Here is a 15,451-nt window from a genome sequence, read left to right as displayed (position 1 = left end):
CGTGTCCGTATCGCAAAAGAAATCGGCGACCAGCGGACGATAGCCGGCGCGGCGCGCAGCGGCAGCCAGTGCCCGGCCCGAAATCGCCGCGATCAGGAGAGATCCGGCGTTATTTGGCGATTTCGCGTGCAAGGGAAAACGCTTCCTGGAAATCGAGCGTGATCGTTTTTTCGGATTCGATCATTCTTTTGAAGAGGCCGAACTCGACCTTATATTTCACATTGCCGATGGCAAGCGGACCAATGCCGACAGCTTTTGCCGCTTCGAGCGGATCGCCATTGGCATTGACGGCCACGCCTTCGATGCCGGCCGGCGGAACCGCATTGACGTCGGCGGCAATGAGCAGGCCGTCGCGTTTCAACTGGGCTTTCGAGACCACCTGGACGCCGGCCTTGGCGCAGGCCAGGATCACTTCGCTCGCCTCGACCAGCTTGGTCTTGCGGGCGTCGCTCGACCCGTCAGCCGCATCCACGGCGATCCTGAATCGGCTTTTGATCTCGGCCGCGACCTGCTCGACCCTTTCGATACCGTCATGACCGACAAGCGTGACCCGGGCGCCTTCCCTGGCGGCGATAACGGCGGTGCAGAAGCCGACGACGCCGGTGGCGCCGAAAACAGCGATCCTCGTGTCCTTCAGCCCGCGCGCGAATTTTGTCTCCAGCGCCTTTTCGACCTTGGCCACCATCGCCGCGGCCGTGGTGAACGAACCAGCCGGATCGGCGAATACCGAAACCTGGAAAGGCGGCACCATGGCCTTTCGCGCCGCGTCGAACATGTCGAGCGCCAGCGAGGCATCCTTGCCGGCGATGAAGATGCCGGTATCGACGCCCGCATCGGGCGGGCGCGAAAAGATCGCGTCCTGCACCAGGCCTGTCACTTCGCCGGGGCTTACATCGACATAGGGAACGACGGCGTCGAAGCCTGCATCGAGCGCCATGTTCACGTCGAAGGGGCTCATGTGCTTCAACGGCGTCAGCATGTGCAGGATATGTTTGCGGGCCATTTCTCGCCTTTCTGTTTAAAGGTGATCGCGTTTTTCCGAGCCGTCAGCTGCCGACAAGATCGAGTTTGGTCGAACTGGTCTTCGCGCCGGAATTCCTGCCCTTGACGATCTTGATCTCGATGCCGTCTTCCACGGTCTGCTGAACCGCGCCGACGAACCTGACTGCCGCGTCTTGCGACGGGGCGAAGGCAAATCCAGTCGGCCCCCACGAGCTCTGGCCGATGCCGACGGCGCCTGCTCCGTTGAGAGCGTGGGCCACCCTCTCGACCCGCTTCGAGGTGAACACGCCGCCCTGTGCCGGAGCGAAATGGGTGCCGATCAGCATCTGGATCGCGGTGACGGCGGCGCCGAAGGCTGGAAGGTCGTGCTCGACCAGGGCCGGCATGATGCCCATCAGCACCCGCCGGCAGATCTCCCCGCTGCCGGACGCCGGGAAGGGCGGCAGCGAACGGAACGCCGCGATTTCGTCATCGCCATGCAGGCCATGCCCGCCATGGTCGAGGATCAGGATGACGCGCCACTCTTCCGGGAACGGCAGGCGCGCCACGACCGGCGGCGGCCTGCCGCTGTCGTCCTTGCCGGCGTCGACAATGACGCCGCCGCGTTCGAAACTAGCGATGCCGATGCCGGACCGGCCGCCGCGCTCGAGCAGGGTCGCGTCGCCGCCGATGTCGAGAGGCAGGTTGTGGAGCGTGCGCAGCGCCGAGGCGACGGCAAGAGCGATCTGCGTGCCGGAGCCCAGGCCGGCATGGCTCGGGATCGACTGTTCGACCACCAGACGGTGCTGGCCGCGAATGCCGAGATGCCTGCAGAGCGTCGACAAATGCTCACCGGCACGACGGCTCTCGGTGCCTTCGACGATGGTCTCGCCGGACCGCGACAGGGTGACGACGGTTTCGGGTTCGCTCAGCGGAAGCCCGACGCTGCCAAAGCGACGTCCAGCATCGCCGTTGAGATCGAGGAAGCCAAGATGCAGGCGGGCGGGCACTCGTATGGTAACAGAATTCGACATCTACCCCCCGATGGGTGCATCATAGACGCATCATGGAAGTTTAGGTGCCCGTCGCCATGATAGCTGTTTTCGTCGAAGGGGCAAGCCGGAGAGAGCATTCGTTTTATCTACTTTGGTCCCGGCGCGGAGACAGACCGGGCAAGTCGCGGAGGTCGAGATGAGCGAGACAGCTAAGGAGAAGGTCTATTCGGAAGCCGAGATCGCTGACCGGCTCGAGAAGGAGCTGCCGAAATGGCGCTACGAGAACGGCTGGATCCGGCGCAAATACAAGACCCAAAGCTGGAAATCGACACTGATGGTCATCAACACTGTCGGTCATCTCGCCGAGGCAGCCTGGCACCATCCCGACATCACGGCCTCCTACGCCTGGGTCGAGGTGCGCCTGATGAACCACGCAGCGAAGGGCATCACCGACAAGGACTTCGAGTTGGCCAAGAAAATCGAGGATGTCGTCCAGTGGCAGCCGGCCAAGGAAGGCGGCGCGCTGGAAGGCACCCCGCCGACCGATCAGCGCTTCGCTTACATCAAATATGATTAAGCGCGGTCGGAATTTGTTGATAGCTTATGAAAACATTCGCTAATCTGCTGGCAGGCGGGGTTCACGGCCAATCCAGTTTCGTCTAGGATCAGGTCGGCACCAGAAAGTAGCGTAGTGGATGGCGGTTGCTTGGATCGGCAACCGGGAAACGCTGGTCGAGCGCGCGGCTGCACATGCCGCCGCGCTGTTGGGGTCAAGCCGGTGCCCGGTTTTCAGCCTGGATACGGATATACACGGCACCAGGGCGGCTATCGCGCTGGCTGAGCGGGTAGGCGCGGCATACGATCATGCCGATGGCGCGGCACTTTCCCGGGAGACCGCGCTTTTTACCGACAAAGGCGCGATGACCGTTGCGCCCGGCGAGACGCGGCGGCGCGCCGACGTCGTGGTGATCGTGGGCGAACTCCCGCAGATCTATCATGAATTTGTCGGCGAACTTGCAGAGACGGTTCCCGATCTCTCGGCCAAGAATCAACGCGAATTCTTTCTGGTCGGGCCGAACGGGGCGTCTGCGCCGCCGTTGAGCAACGGGCGGACGGGGACGCTCCTTTCCTGCGGCGAGGCAAGCCTCGGCTCGACGCTGGCGGCGCTGAGGGCGCAGTACAGGGGGCGTCAGACATCGCAGCCGGTGTCGAATTTCGACGATTTCGCCAAAGCCCTGGCGGCTGCGCGTTTTCCAGTCTTCCTGTTTTCAGGCGACGCAACGGAAGGGCTGGCGCTGGAGATGCTGCAAGGACTGATCGCCGATCTCAACCGCACATCACGCGCATCCGGCCTTCATCTGCCGGCCAGCGAAAACGGATGGGGAAGCGCGCTCGCCTCGACCTGGATGACGGGCTTTCCACTGCGCACGGGCTTCGCGCGTGGCTTCCCGGACTTCGATCCCTGGCGCTACGATGTCGCGCGCATGATCGCTGCCGGCGAAGCCGATCTGCACCTGCGGATCTCCTCCTCAATTGTCCCGCCGCAGAAGAAAAGGAACCGCATGGCGCTGATCGCCTTGGCGAAAACGCAGAAGCCGGTCGCGGGCGCCGCGGTTACCATCGCCATCGGCGAAGCGGGCGTCGATCACGAGGCGGTGGTCTATTCCAGCCGCACCGGTTCGCTAAGGTCGGTCGATGCGCGAGCGGCGTCCGAACTGCCCTCCGCTGCGACGATCATCCGCCTGGTCGCCAGTCATATCTCCGCCGAGGTCGCGTTGCCATGCTGACGAAAATCGCCGGCGGCGACATCATCGATCCCGTCAACGGCCGTCTCGGCAAGGGTGACCTCTGGATCAGGGACGACATGCTCGTCGGAGCGCCGGCTGGGGCGTCGGCCGACCGGACCATCGACGCCGCCGGCTGCATCGTGATGGCGGGCGCCATCGACATCCACTCGCACATCGGCGGCGGCAACGTGAATACGGCACGGCTGCTCCTGCCCGAGCAGCATGCCGCGCACCAGGCACGGCCGGCGGCGACGCCGCTCTCCAACGCGGGCTGGTCGACCTTCCAGACCGGCTGCCTCTACGCCAAGATGGGTTTCACCACGGTCGTAGAGCCGGCGATGTCGCCGGGAGCCGCACTTCACACCCATCTCGAACTGGCTGACATCCCGATCATCGACAAGGCGACGCTCGCCATTCTCGGTAACGACGATTTCCTGCTGTCGATGATCCGCGACGACGCCTCCTCTCAAATGATCGAGGACTATGTCGCCTGGACCGTCGCCTCGACGCGGGCGCTCGGGGTCAAGGTGATCAACGCCGGTGCGGCGGCCGCCTTCAAGGAAAATGTCCGCACCTTCTCGCTGGACGACGTGGTGCCTTCCTATGGCGTCAGCTCGCGCAAGATCGTCAAGACGCTGCAGGCCGCCGTCGACAGTCTCGGCGTCCCGCATCCTCTGCATGTCCATTGCAACAATCTGGGCAGCCCCGGATCGGCGGACACGGCGGCTTCGACGATGGCGGCGGCGGAAGGGCTGCCGCTGCACCTCGCCCATCTCCAGTTCTATGGCTACGGTACCGAGGGAAAGCGCAAGTTTTCCTCGGCCGCGGCGCGTCTTGCCGAACTGGTCAACACGACGCCGGAAGTCACCATCGACATCGGCCAGGTGATGTTCGGCCAGACGGTCACCATCTCCTCCGACGTCATGCGGCAGTTTTCTGCGCGTGGCAGTGCGAGCCCGAAGAAGTCAGTCATTCATGACGGCGACGGCAATGGCGGCGGCATCGTGCCCTACAACTATGGCAAGGACTTCTATGGCACGATGCAGTGGGCGATCGGGCTCGAGCTCTTTCTGCTGATCGACGATCCCTGGCGGGTCTTCTTCACCACCGATCATCCCAACGGCGCGCCCTTTACCACCTATCCGGCTCTGTTCGAGCTGCTGATGAGCCGGGAAGCGCGTACCGAAATGACCGCCGGACTCTCAAAATCCGCCATGGCGCTCTCCACCCTGGCCGCAATCGACCGCGAATACACGTTCGAGGAAATCGCCATCATGACGCGCGCGGCCCCGGCCAAGCTGCTTGGGCTGACCGATCGAGGCCATCTCGGCGCCGGCGCCATAGCCGACATCGCGATCTACCGCAGGTGCGGGAATATCGCAAAAATGCTGGGGCAGGCGGCGTATGTCTTCAAGGACGGCGATCTCGTCGTGCAAGACGGGGAGATCACCCATTACCGGTGGGGCAAGGCGCTCAGGCTCAATCCGTCGCCGGACAAGGCGATGGTGCGGCGCCTGGAGGACTATCACCAGCAGCGTTACGGCCTGTCGCTGGACTGGTTCAATTTCCCGGATTCCGCGATCGCGCGCGAACAGCCTTTCGGCGAGGTGGCATGCCGAACCTGAGCGTAAATGGCATAATGATCGACGATACCTTTGCCGAGGCCTTCGGCATGCGCGCGACCGCCATCATCATCACCGCGCCGAACCGGAAATGGGCGCGCCAGGCGGCGATCACGATGACCGGCTTCGCCACCTCGGTGATCGGCTGCGGCTGCGAGGCGGCAATCGATGTCGAACTGCCGCCATCGGCCACACCGGATGGCCGGCCCGGCTGCCGTGTGATGATCTTCGCGATGGGGACCGACGAACTGCAGAAACAACTACTCAATCGCGTCGGCCAGTGTGTGTTGACCTCGCCGGGTTCCGCCTGCTTCGCCGGACTGGAGGGCAGCGCCGCGTTGAAGCTCGGTTCGGCGCTGCGCTATTTCGGCGACGGCTGGCAGATCTCCAAAAAGATCGGCGGCAGGCATTTTTGGCGCGTTCCCGTCATGGACGGCGAATTCCTGTGCGAGGCAACGACCGGGCTGACGAAGGAAGCCGTCGGTGGCGGTAATTTCTTCGTCATGGCTGAAAGCAGCGCCAAGGCCTTGGCTGCCGCAGAGGCCGCGGTCGCCGCGATCGGCCAGGTGCCCGGCGCGATCGTGCCGTTTCCGGGCGGCATTGCCCGTTCGGGTTCCAAGATCGGCGGCAAATACAAGGGCATGATCGCCTCGGCCAACGAAGCCTACGCACCGACACTGCGCGGCGTCGTCAAGAGTGCGCTCGGCCCCGACATCAACGCCGTCCTGGAAATCGTCATCGACGGCGAGACCAACGACGCCGTTGCCGCCGCCATGAAGGCCGGCATCAAGGCCGTCATCGAGCTCGGGCCGCAGAAAGGCGCGGTTCGCATCAGCGCCGGCAATTACGGCGGCAAGCTCGGCAAATTCATCTATTCGCTGAAGGACATGCTGCCATGAAGGCGCTCACCTTCACTCTTGTCGCCGAGCCGCCCGAGCGCCTTGACCTGTCGCCGCTGACCGCGGAGCGTCTTGCCGGGATCGAAAGGCACGATATCGAAAAGATCCGGATCGGCATGTCGAAACATGGATCGAAGGTCGGCGATATTTTTCGCGTGGCCGGCAACGATCCGCTGAACATCGTGTTCGAAGGTGGAAGCGCGCGCCTCGACCGCGTCGCGGAAGGCATGCGGGGCGGTTCGGTTCGCCTCGTCGGCGACGCCGGCGCCCAGGCCGGGCGCGCCATGCGCGGCGGCAAGCTCACGATCGAAGGCGATGCGGGGCCGCATGCCGGCTCCGGCATGCGCGGCGGCAGGCTTGAAATAACAGGCAATGCAGGCGACCACCTTGGGGCGCCGCTCACCGGGGAACTGGCCGGCATGAATGGCGGCGTGCTGATCATCAGGGGCAAAGCGGGCGCTTTTGCCGCCGACCGCATGCGGCGCGGTCTGATCGCGGTGCTGAAAGGTTCAGGCGACCATGCCGGCAGCCGCATGATCGCCGGCACGCTGGTGGTGGCCGGCGGCACCGGCGAGATGCCCGGCTATCTGATGCGTCGCGGTTCGATCCTTCTCGATCGCGCGCCAAGAAGTCTGTCGCCGAGCTTCGTCGAATGCGGCGCGCCAGAGAGCGTTTTCGCCGCCATCATCGATCGCTATCTGATCACCGAGGGTATTTTGAAACGGCCGCTTCTGGGCAACGCGCCGCATAGATATGGCGGTGACAACGCGGTGCTTGGATTGGGTGAGGTTCTTTTCCCACACTGAGGTCCGCAGCCATACATAGCGCGGGCGATATGACCGATCGCTCATCGTGACTTTCCGGGAAGACGCGGGTTTTCGGGCGCGGCACCCAGTTCCGACCGTGCCAGACGCTTTGGTCTCATCCATTCGGTGCGCGCTTTTTCGGATAGTACCAGTCCATGGCCCGGCCGGTCGGGCGCGTAGGCGTAACCGTCCCGGATTTCGATGGGCTGTTCCACGAGATGGTCGAAGTTCTGGAACGAATATTCCAGCCATTCGACTTCAGGAAGCGCGACCGCCATGTGCACGCCAACCTCTAGGAAAGTGTTGCCTATGCTGACCGGTATCCCGAGCTCGGCGGCCAGCCAACCGATGCGCATGACATCGGTTACCTGGCCGTGGATATTGAGGATGTCGGCTGCGTGGGCCTCGAGAAGAAGCCGCTTGCCCTGGAGATCCAGGTACTCCCCGCTGTTGATCTGGGTCCATGTCACTGCGTGCCTGAGTGTTCTCAGCCCTTCGTAGTCGTGCCGCAGGATCGGATCCTCGACCCACAGAAGATCGTGGCCGGCATCGCGGATCGCCACCAATTTCATGAGCGCTTCCTTCGAAGTCCACGCCTCGTTCGGATCGATCATGATTTTCGACCCTGCCGGCACGCAGGTCTTCAACAGCTCCAGGCGCTGCAGATCGCGGTCGAAATCCGGATGGCCGACCTTGATCTTGAAAGCGGAGTAGCCGAGCGACGCCGCGTGGGAGAACAAGGAGACGAAGGCCTCGTCATCGAGGTGGAAATCGAGACCGCTGGCGTAAGCACCCACGCGGTTGCGGCGACTGCCAAGCAGGACATGAAGGGGCAGTCCGGCTTCCTTTGCCGCAAGGTCCCAAAGCGCCACCTGAACGGCCTCCTGAAAAGGCAAGGAGTAAGCCCGCTGGTTGCCGCCGCGCGGGCGGTTCACGCGGTGAACCAGCCCGATCGCCTTGTGCCCTTTCAGCGTCGGCCAAACCTCGTTCTCGAAAACGGCCTCGATCTCCGTCTGGTCGGGCAGGGGATTGAAGAGCGCCTGGACGAAGCCCAGCCCCACCTCACCACTTTCCGAAACGAGTTCCAGAGCGGCAATGTTGACATCGTCCGCGCGAACCTGACTGTCCCCGATTACCCGGTCGCGGGCGAACTGAAATCGGGTTATACGAAAATGCGAAAGGCTCATCACAATGACCTTCTGATCGTTTAATAACGTATACTGATCTATCAGATAATATCTTAGTATCGAACCAACGGAGGTGCCGCAAGTGGCGGGAAAAGCAAAATCCGTCTCTCATACACCAGTGGCGGCTACCCGTATGAGCGATGTTGCCTATGAACGAATCCTGGAAGGCTTGTTCGACAGGCGCGTTCCGGTCGGGGCCTTCGTCTCGCAGAACGAGCTGTCCGCGATCGTCGACGTGCCCGTCGCCCCGCTTCGCGACGCCCTGCGCGTGCTCGAAGCCGAGGGAATTCTCACCATTCATCCGCGCTCCGGGATCCAGTTCGTAAGACCCGGCATGGAGCTTACGCGCGCCACCTACCAGTTTCGCTCCATCATAGAGCGTTCGGCAGTACGCGTCTTTGCCGAGCAAGGTGACGAGGCCGTCATGAATGCCTTGGAAATGCGGCATTCTCGCCTGGTTCGACGGGTGGAGCGAGAGGGTGTCGGGAAAGAGCAGCTGGAGGAGATGGATGCGCTGGAGAGAGAACTTCACGGCGCAATCATCGGCGCGCTGCGCAATCCGCTGATCGACAGCACCTATCGGCGCATGCACAACTATCTGCGTCTGCTGCGTCTCGACAGCAAGCTCACCTCGCCTATCATGATCCGGACACTCAAGGAGCATCTCGACATCCTTGAGGCTTGCGGCACCAGGAATGCCGATAGCGCTGAAGCAATGCTGCAGGCGCATTTCCAAGCGGCCATGCAGCGGAACCTGGGTCTCGTCTGACACGTCAAGCCGCGTGCTTCGTTTGTCACTAGCTCCCGAGCGCGGTTGCGCGCTTTGGGAAATGATGTTACCTCCAACTGATCGATCAGTGCATTGATCTGATAGCTTGGAGGAGATCGCATGCAGTTGAACAAGAGGCAGCTTCTCATCGGTTCCGCGGCCCTCGCGATGGCGGGACACGTCGGCGGTGCCCGGGCCGCGAGTGCCATCAGCTACTGGCACCATTTTACCAGTCAGTCGGAAATGGCCGGCCTGCTCAAGATCATCGGGTTGTTTCAGGCGGCGAATGCGGATGTGGCGGTGACGCAGGAAAACATCCCGAACTCGGAATATATGGCCAAGGTTTCTTCGGCGGTGCTGGCAGGCGGGCGTCCAGACACCGCCATGGTGATCGCCGAGCGATTCGCCGACCTCACCGCGATGGAGGGATTGATCGACCTTACCGACCGCGTGAACGGCTGGGCCGGCAAGGCGAATTTTCCCGACAACCGCTGGACCGGGCTTTCCAGTGACGGTGCGATCTATGCCGTTCCCGCCTTCGCCTTTGTCGACTGGATGTACTACCGCACCGACTATTTCGAGGAAGCTGGGCTGGCAGGGCCACCCAAGACCTTCGATGAATTCCTGGAGGCCTGCCGCAAGCTGACCGATCCTTCGAAGGGCAGGTATGCTTTTGGCATGCGCGCCGGCGCCGGCGGGTTCAAATATGTCATCGACGTCATGGAGGCGTTCGGCTCGCCGATCGTCAAGGACGACCAGCCAGCCATCGACAGGGCCGCGGCGATCGAGGCGGTGACGTTCTATTCCGATCTCTTCCTGAGGGAAAAGGTCGTGCCGCCGAGCGCGCCGAACGACAGCTACCGCCAGATCATGGAAGCGTTCCGCACCGGACAGACGGCAATGCTGTGGCATCATACCGGTTCGCTAAACGAAATCTCCGGTGCGATGAAGCAGGGCGAACAGTTCTCGACCGCACCCATGCCGGCCGGTCCGAAGGCGCATATCGCTCGCGTCGCCTACGCCGGCAACGGCATCATGAAAGAAGACAATATCGAGGCTGCCTGGCAGTGGGTGAGTTTCTGGGGCCAGACGGACGCCGCCATAGCCCTGCTCGAGGGGACCGGTTATTTTCCGGCGTCTGCCGCTGCGTTGCAGGATCAGCGGATCACCGGGAATCCAATTTACGGTGCGGCGGTGGAAACGCTCGAGTTCGGACGCCTGCCGAACAATTTCATCGGCGCCGCGGGCTGGTCCGAAAACGTCGTCAATCCCGCTTTCCAGTCGGTGCTGACGGGCCAGTCGACGCCGGAACAGGCTGTGGACCGCATGACCCAGGGCCTCGACGCCGCCCTTCGCTGACATATTCCGGTACGGCGGCTCGGGCATGCAGCCGCGCCTATCACGCAACGGGACGGTGCTTCGCGCCGGAGATCCATGACTTCAAGCGCGAGCAGATACCTGCCTTTCCGGGCCCTCGGCGAACTGTCCGAGACCCGATACTGGATGTATCTGCTGCTCCTTCCGAGCCTCGTCCTGATCCTTCTTGTGATCGCTTATCCGACCCTTTACGGCATGGCCATCAGCTTTCGCGAGATGCGTCTGACGCGTCCCGGGCTCGATGGTTGGGTCGGCTTCAAACACTATGCGGCGATGTGGTCCGACCCGGTCTTCTGGATCGCGCTGAAGAATACAGTCGTGTGGGTGACCGCCGCGGTCGTGCTGGAACTGGCGCTTGGTCTTCTCACCGCGACAGCGCTCAACAGGGATCTGCCGGGCACCAAGATCTTCGCCGTGCTCATCCTGCTCCCCTACTTCCTGCCCAATGTCGTAGCGGGTCATATGTGGGCTTTGCTGCTCGATCCGCGGCTTGGGGTCATCAACGACATTCTGGTCCGCGTGGGCATCCTGCAGACATACAAGGCATGGTTTGCGGACCCCAATGCCGCCCTTGCGGCGACCATTCTGGTCGAGGCCTGGCATGGGTTTCCATTCTTCGCGCTGCTGCTGCTTGCGGGTCTGAAGAGTATTCCCGAAGACCTCTATAAAGCCGCTGCGGTAGATGGCGCGGGCGTGGCTGCGCAGCTCAGGCTGATCACCCTGCCGATGCTCAAGACCGTCATCGCGGCGGCAGTGATCCTGCGCGTCATCAGTCTGGTCAATTCGCCGGATCTGCTCCTCATTCTCACCGGTGGCGGACCGGGAGATGCCACGCAGGTGTTGTCGCTGTACGCCTTCCAGACCGCCTACAAGGAATTCAACTTCGGCTACGCAGCCGCCCTGTCGGTGGTGATGTTCGTCATCCTGATGGTCTTCGCGGTCGCCTACATCCGCATCTCCAGGATTACCAAGGAATAGAGCGATGATCGAAAGCAAGCGTCACCGGCGGATGATCGCGAACATCGCCACCTACGTCGTGCTTGTCAGCCTCTCGGTATTCTGCATCGGCCCGATGGTGTGGATGTTCCTGACGTCGCTCAAATATGAGGCCGACATCGTCACCCAGACGATGCAGTACATGCCGAGCCGCATCACCTTCGACAATTATGTCGCCATCTGGACGCAGTCCGGCTTTCCCCTGCTTATCGGCAACAGCCTCGTCGTTACCTTGCTGACGGTGACGATCTGCGTCGTCACAGGCACGTTGGCCGCCTATGCGTTTTCGCGCTTCGCATTTCGCGGCCGGGACCGGCTCATGCTCGGCTATCTTGTCGTGCGCATGTTCCCGGCGGTCATGGTGATAATTCCCCTTTATGTCGTGATGCGTGGCGTGGGGCTCGTGGACAGCCGTTTCGGCCTTGCGCTTGCGTATACGAGTTTCCTGCTGCCGCTGTTCGTATGGATGCTCAAAGGCTTCTTCGATTCAGCACCCAGGGAACTTGAGAATGCGGCACGAATCGACGGTTCGACAAGGCTTGGCGCCATGGTCCGTATCGTCGTGCCGCTTGCGCGGAACGGCCTGGTGGCAAGTTCCGTGTTCATTGCCATCGCTGCCTGGAACGAGTTCCTGTTCGCCCTGATGCTCACGACGGGGCAGGGGTCTCGCACCTGGCCCGTGGGCCTGCAACTGATGGTCGGCGAGTTCCAGCTTCCTTGGGGCGTTCTGGCCGCGGGCGGCATCCTCAGCATCATCCCGGTCATCGTTCTCTTCGCGATCGTCCAGCGAACCATGGTTCAGGGGCTGACCGCCGGCGCCGTCAAAGGTTAGGAGTGCTCACATGGCGACACTTTCCATCAAGGACGTGCGCAAATCTTACGGTTCCGTACAGGTTCTTCACGGCGTCGACATCGAGCTTGAGGACGGGGGATTCCTGGTTCTGCTTGGGCCGTCCGGATGCGGCAAGTCGACCTTGCTCAACATGATTGCCGGCCTCGACGACACGTCCGGCGGCGATATCCTGATCGGCGGACGCTCGGTCGTGGACCTTGCACCCAAGGACCGTAATATTGCGATGGTGTTCCAATCCTACGCGCTTTATCCGACCATGTCGGTCGCGAGAAACATCGGCTTCGGGCTGGAAATGCGTGGCGTGGACGCCGACAAACGCAAGGGTGCCGTCGAAGACGCCGCGCGCCTGCTGCAAATCTCCCATCTGCTCGACCGGCGCCCCGCCAACCTCTCGGGCGGACAGCGGCAGCGCGTTGCGATGGGCCGGGCGATCGTGCGCGACCCGGAGCTGTTCCTCTTCGACGAGCCGCTGTCCAATCTCGATGCCAAGCTTCGTGTGGAAATGCGCACAGAGATCAAGCGCCTGCACGAGCGTCTCGGCACAAGCATCGTCTATGTCACGCATGATCAGATCGAGGCGATGACACTGGGCACCAAGGTGGCTGTGATGAAGGGCGGCTACATCCAGCAATTGGCAGACCCGCGCACTGTCTATGAACGGCCCGCCAACATGTTCGTGGCAAGTTTCATAGGGTCTCCGGCAATGAACTTCCTACCTGGACAATTGGTCCGGGAGGCGGGCGGTGTCCGTTTCGAAGCGAGCGGGGTATCGATCGCGATGCCGGCCAGAAAACCGGCGGAAATCTCCGAGCGCCCGGTGATCCTGGGCATGCGGCCCGAGGAACTGAAAGTGGCTGCGCGCGATCAAGCTTCGGTAACGGGCGTGATCGACGTGGTGGAGCCTACCGGGCCAGAGACGATGGTGACAGTGCAGGTTGGCGATCGCTCGGTTATTGCGCGCGTGCCGCCGAGGTTTGCCGGCCAACGAAACGAGACAATCTTTTTTACCGTGGATCCGGCGAGCATCAACCTGTTCGACCCGGACACTGAGCAACGCATCGACATCTAGCATACGGACCGCTTTGCCGGCGTGCGCGTAGGCTACGGCCGCCTTGCGGCGCACCCGGACGTCTTTGCAGGGCGTTGCAGCTGATAATCCAACGCCTTCAGCGCCGTGTTCCGGCCGACATCTGCGATTGCAACCGCACCTCCGGTTGAGCTGCTGATTTCTTCGCGCGAGATATTCGCGCCGCGTTTGGCTTTGCGACGGTTTGGAAGAAACCACACAACCGCAGACCCTAATCCCAATGCCGCTTTATTGGGCGATGAGGCTGCCACGGTGTTCTTCAGCAGAACGTTTTTGCGTCAATATGCCTAAAATATCAACACTGTAGCATGATTGCGCTTTTTGGGCGCAGTATCGGCAGCGCATAAAAAGAATCCTTGTTGCCAAGTGAATAGTTTTGGATAACGTAGAGAAAACCACAAAACCACATGATGGAAAAAGGGGAACGGCATATGAGCGAGACAAGCAGGCGCGATTTCATGAAAGGCATGGCGGCGTTCGGAGCGGGCGCCGGGCTTATGGTGATCAACCCGGAATTCCTGGTCTCTGGCGCCGCTGCGCAGGCGGGCAAGCAACTGGTCTTCCTGTCGGCCGAGAACATCACCGGCAACTGGGATCCGACGGCGCATACGACGCTGTCGCAGAAGAACATCGAGGGTTTCGTCATGGGGTTCCTGACGCGCACGCCGATGCGCGTCGAAAATCCCGACGAGGTCATCTACGAACTCGCGACAAAGATCACTTTGCTTGAGCCGACCAAGCTTGAGATCAAATTGCGGGAAGGGGTGAAGTTCCACGACGGCAAGCCCTTCAAGGCGGAAGACGTCAAGGCGACCTTCGAATACGGCTCGCAGCCCGACCGGCCGGCGCAATGGTATCCCGGCCCGACCGAGACGCTGACGATCACGACGCCGGACGACTACACGGTGATCGTCGATACATCGAAGGGCGGCTATCCGGCGCACCTGTTCATCTTCCTCGCCTCTTACCTGCCGATGCTGTCGGCGACCGACATCGCCGCCGGGCCGAGCGGGCCGCTTTCGCAGCGCCTGAACGGCACCGGGCCCTACAAGTTCGTCGAGCAGCGGGGCAACGACACGGTGTTGGAAGCCTACCCGGGCTATTTCCTCGGGGCGCCGACCATTCCCGGCATCAGCTTCAACTTCGTTGGCGATTCGACCACCCGCATGCTGTCGCTGATGAATGGTCAGGCGTCGATCGTGGAGCGGCTCGAACCGGAGCAGGTGGCGACCCTGCAAGGCAACGAGAATGTGGCGATCAGCAGCGTGGTCTCGGTCGAGAACAAATATCTGTGGTTCCGCTGCTCCAAGCCGCCTTTCGACGATCCGCGCGTGCGCATGGCGGCCTGTCACGCGATCGACCGGTCGATGCTGCTCGAAATCCTCGGCGAGGCCGGCCATGCATCGGCGAACTACGTCTCGCCGGTGAAGTTCGGCTATATCGACCTGCCCAACTATCCCGAATACAGCCCGGAGAAGTGCCAGGCCCTGCTCGCCGAAGCCGGCTTCCCGAAGGGGCAGGGCCTGCCCGAACTCGAATACATCACCTCGGTCGGGTTCTACCCCAAGACCAAGGAGTATGGCGAGGTGATCACCGCCATGCTGCAGGAGCAGGGGTTCCCCGTCACGCTGTCGGTGCTCGAGATCGCGGCGTGGAATGAGCGCCTCTACGATCGTCCCGGCGGCGGTCCGGGCCATATGGTCGACTGCGGCTGGTCGACCGGATCGCCGGAGCCGGACCTCGTGCTGCGCACGCATTTCCATTCCTCGTCCAAGCGCATCACCGGCATTGTCGATCCCGAACTGGACGCATCACTCGACAAGGAGCGCAGCGCGGCCTCGCTCGAGGAGCGCAAGCAGATCCTCCAGACCGAGACCATGCCGATGATTGCCGCCAAGGTGCCATCCTTGTCGCTGTTCACTTCCGTCATGATCCACGCGATGGACAAATCGCTGACGGGGCTCTTCATCTATCCGGACGGTTCCATGGACGCCTCGAAGTCGGCGTTCGCCTGATTGGCCCAAGCCACGGCCCGGGAGAAACAACCCGAGCCGTGACAGTCGCCGACGGTCGGGCGTCCGGACACACGGAC

General features: G+C 62.2%; 14 protein-coding genes. 11 read left to right on the top strand and 3 right to left on the bottom strand.

Annotated features, from left to right (window positions below):
- Positions 1-109: 109 nt before the first annotated feature.
- Together E5X88_RS27280 and E5X88_RS27275 are read right to left on the bottom strand one after the other, a co-directional pair.
- Positions 110-1,003 carry an NAD(P)-dependent methylenetetrahydromethanopterin dehydrogenase gene (locus E5X88_RS27280; RefSeq protein ID WP_292166799.1) on the bottom strand — a complete coding sequence of 298 codons (894 nt, stop codon included), beginning with the start codon at positions 1,001-1,003 and terminating at the stop codon, positions 110-112.
- Between the two features lie 43 nt (positions 1,004-1,046).
- A complete protein-coding gene (locus E5X88_RS27275) occupies positions 1,047-2,015 on the bottom strand; it encodes a beta-ribofuranosylaminobenzene 5'-phosphate synthase family protein (RefSeq protein WP_292166796.1) in 969 nt (322 codons plus the stop codon).
- A 157-nt stretch (positions 2,016-2,172) separates the two neighbouring features.
- On the opposite strand from E5X88_RS27275, the gene E5X88_RS27270 reads away from it, so the two are divergent.
- The 5 genes from E5X88_RS27270 (at position 2,173) to E5X88_RS27250 (ending at position 7,090) form a co-directional block, all read left to right on the top strand.
- Positions 2,173-2,553, top strand: a complete 381-nt coding sequence (locus E5X88_RS27270) for a 4a-hydroxytetrahydrobiopterin dehydratase (RefSeq protein WP_292166794.1) — start codon at positions 2,173-2,175, stop codon at positions 2,551-2,553.
- Positions 2,554-2,671: 118 nt separating this feature from the next.
- Positions 2,672-3,763 carry a tungsten formylmethanofuran dehydrogenase gene (locus tag E5X88_RS27265; protein ID WP_292166791.1) on the top strand — a complete coding sequence of 364 codons (1,092 nt, stop codon included), beginning with the start codon at positions 2,672-2,674 and terminating at the stop codon, positions 3,761-3,763.
- Positions 3,757-5,388: a formylmethanofuran dehydrogenase subunit A gene (locus tag E5X88_RS27260; RefSeq protein WP_292166788.1), complete on the top strand. Its 1,632-nt coding sequence runs from the start codon at positions 3,757-3,759 to the stop codon at positions 5,386-5,388. The genes E5X88_RS27265 and E5X88_RS27260 overlap by 7 nt, the downstream gene beginning before the upstream one ends.
- The gene (gene fhcD, locus E5X88_RS27255) at positions 5,376-6,284 is read left to right on the top strand and encodes a formylmethanofuran--tetrahydromethanopterin N-formyltransferase (RefSeq protein WP_292166785.1); all 909 of its coding nucleotides are present in this window, start codon (positions 5,376-5,378) and stop codon (positions 6,282-6,284) included. The genes E5X88_RS27260 and fhcD overlap by 13 nt, the downstream gene beginning before the upstream one ends.
- Positions 6,281-7,090, top strand: coding sequence for a formylmethanofuran dehydrogenase subunit C (locus tag E5X88_RS27250; protein ID WP_292166782.1), 810 nt, complete (start codon positions 6,281-6,283; stop codon positions 7,088-7,090). The genes fhcD and E5X88_RS27250 overlap by 4 nt, the downstream gene beginning before the upstream one ends.
- Before the next feature lie 41 nt (positions 7,091-7,131).
- Here E5X88_RS27250 and E5X88_RS27245 read toward each other — a convergent pair whose 3' ends face one another.
- Positions 7,132-8,277: a mandelate racemase/muconate lactonizing enzyme family protein gene (locus E5X88_RS27245; protein WP_292166780.1), complete on the bottom strand. Its 1,146-nt coding sequence runs from the start codon at positions 8,275-8,277 to the stop codon at positions 7,132-7,134.
- Positions 8,278-8,410: 133 nt separating this feature from the next.
- Between E5X88_RS27245 and E5X88_RS27240 the strand changes: the two genes are divergently transcribed.
- The 6 genes from E5X88_RS27240 to E5X88_RS27215 all read left to right on the top strand — a co-directional run bounded on the left by E5X88_RS27240 (position 8,411) and on the right by E5X88_RS27215 (position 15,374).
- Positions 8,411-9,046 carry a GntR family transcriptional regulator gene (locus E5X88_RS27240; RefSeq protein WP_366664790.1) on the top strand — a complete coding sequence of 212 codons (636 nt, stop codon included), beginning with the start codon at positions 8,411-8,413 and terminating at the stop codon, positions 9,044-9,046.
- A 120-nt stretch (positions 9,047-9,166) separates the two neighbouring features.
- Positions 9,167-10,405, top strand: coding sequence for a sugar ABC transporter substrate-binding protein (locus E5X88_RS27235; protein WP_292166775.1), 1,239 nt, complete (start codon positions 9,167-9,169; stop codon positions 10,403-10,405).
- Positions 10,406-10,480: 75 nt separating this feature from the next.
- Complete coding sequence (locus E5X88_RS27230) at positions 10,481-11,401, top strand: carbohydrate ABC transporter permease (RefSeq protein WP_292166773.1); 921 nt, start codon at positions 10,481-10,483, stop codon at positions 11,399-11,401.
- A 4-nt stretch (positions 11,402-11,405) separates the two neighbouring features.
- Complete coding sequence (locus E5X88_RS27225; protein WP_292166769.1) at positions 11,406-12,251, top strand: carbohydrate ABC transporter permease; 846 nt, start codon at positions 11,406-11,408, stop codon at positions 12,249-12,251.
- A gap of 10 nt (positions 12,252-12,261) precedes the next feature.
- Positions 12,262-13,341 carry a sn-glycerol-3-phosphate ABC transporter ATP-binding protein UgpC gene (ugpC, locus tag E5X88_RS27220; RefSeq protein ID WP_292166768.1) on the top strand — a complete coding sequence of 360 codons (1,080 nt, stop codon included), beginning with the start codon at positions 12,262-12,264 and terminating at the stop codon, positions 13,339-13,341.
- A gap of 449 nt (positions 13,342-13,790) precedes the next feature.
- Positions 13,791-15,374, top strand: a complete 1,584-nt coding sequence (locus tag E5X88_RS27215) for an ABC transporter substrate-binding protein (RefSeq protein WP_292166766.1) — start codon at positions 13,791-13,793, stop codon at positions 15,372-15,374.
- Positions 15,375-15,451: the final 77 nt, after the last annotated feature.

Source organism: Mesorhizobium sp., assembly GCF_004962245.1.
Classification (GTDB): domain Bacteria; phylum Pseudomonadota; class Alphaproteobacteria; order Rhizobiales; family Rhizobiaceae; genus Mesorhizobium.
This window is presented reverse-complemented; position numbering and strand designations above follow the sequence as displayed.

Excerpts from the sequence above, each read along its gene's own strand:
- E5X88_RS27260 (WP_292166788.1), top strand. The coding sequence starts at position 3,757 with ATGCTGACGAAAATCGCCGGCGGCGACATCATCGATCCCGTCAACGGC.
- E5X88_RS27275 (WP_292166796.1), bottom strand. The coding sequence starts at position 2,015 with ATGTCGAATTCTGTTACCATACGAGTGCCCGCCCGCCTGCATCTTGGC.
- E5X88_RS27230 (WP_292166773.1), top strand. The coding sequence starts at position 10,481 with ATGACTTCAAGCGCGAGCAGATACCTGCCTTTCCGGGCCCTCGGCGAA.
- E5X88_RS27240 (WP_366664790.1), top strand. The coding sequence starts at position 8,411 with ATGAGCGATGTTGCCTATGAACGAATCCTGGAAGGCTTGTTCGACAGG.
- E5X88_RS27270 (WP_292166794.1), top strand. The coding sequence starts at position 2,173 with ATGAGCGAGACAGCTAAGGAGAAGGTCTATTCGGAAGCCGAGATCGCT.
- E5X88_RS27265 (WP_292166791.1), top strand. The coding sequence starts at position 2,672 with ATGGCGGTTGCTTGGATCGGCAACCGGGAAACGCTGGTCGAGCGCGCG.
- E5X88_RS27235 (WP_292166775.1), top strand. The coding sequence starts at position 9,167 with ATGCAGTTGAACAAGAGGCAGCTTCTCATCGGTTCCGCGGCCCTCGCG.
- ugpC (WP_292166768.1), top strand. The coding sequence starts at position 12,262 with ATGGCGACACTTTCCATCAAGGACGTGCGCAAATCTTACGGTTCCGTA.
- E5X88_RS27225 (WP_292166769.1), top strand. The coding sequence starts at position 11,406 with ATGATCGAAAGCAAGCGTCACCGGCGGATGATCGCGAACATCGCCACC.
- E5X88_RS27250 (WP_292166782.1), top strand. The coding sequence starts at position 6,281 with ATGAAGGCGCTCACCTTCACTCTTGTCGCCGAGCCGCCCGAGCGCCTT.
- E5X88_RS27280 (WP_292166799.1), bottom strand. The coding sequence starts at position 1,003 with ATGGCCCGCAAACATATCCTGCACATGCTGACGCCGTTGAAGCACATG.
- E5X88_RS27215 (WP_292166766.1), top strand. The coding sequence starts at position 13,791 with ATGAGCGAGACAAGCAGGCGCGATTTCATGAAAGGCATGGCGGCGTTC.
- E5X88_RS27245 (WP_292166780.1), bottom strand. The coding sequence starts at position 8,277 with ATGAGCCTTTCGCATTTTCGTATAACCCGATTTCAGTTCGCCCGCGAC.
- fhcD (WP_292166785.1), top strand. The coding sequence starts at position 5,376 with ATGCCGAACCTGAGCGTAAATGGCATAATGATCGACGATACCTTTGCC.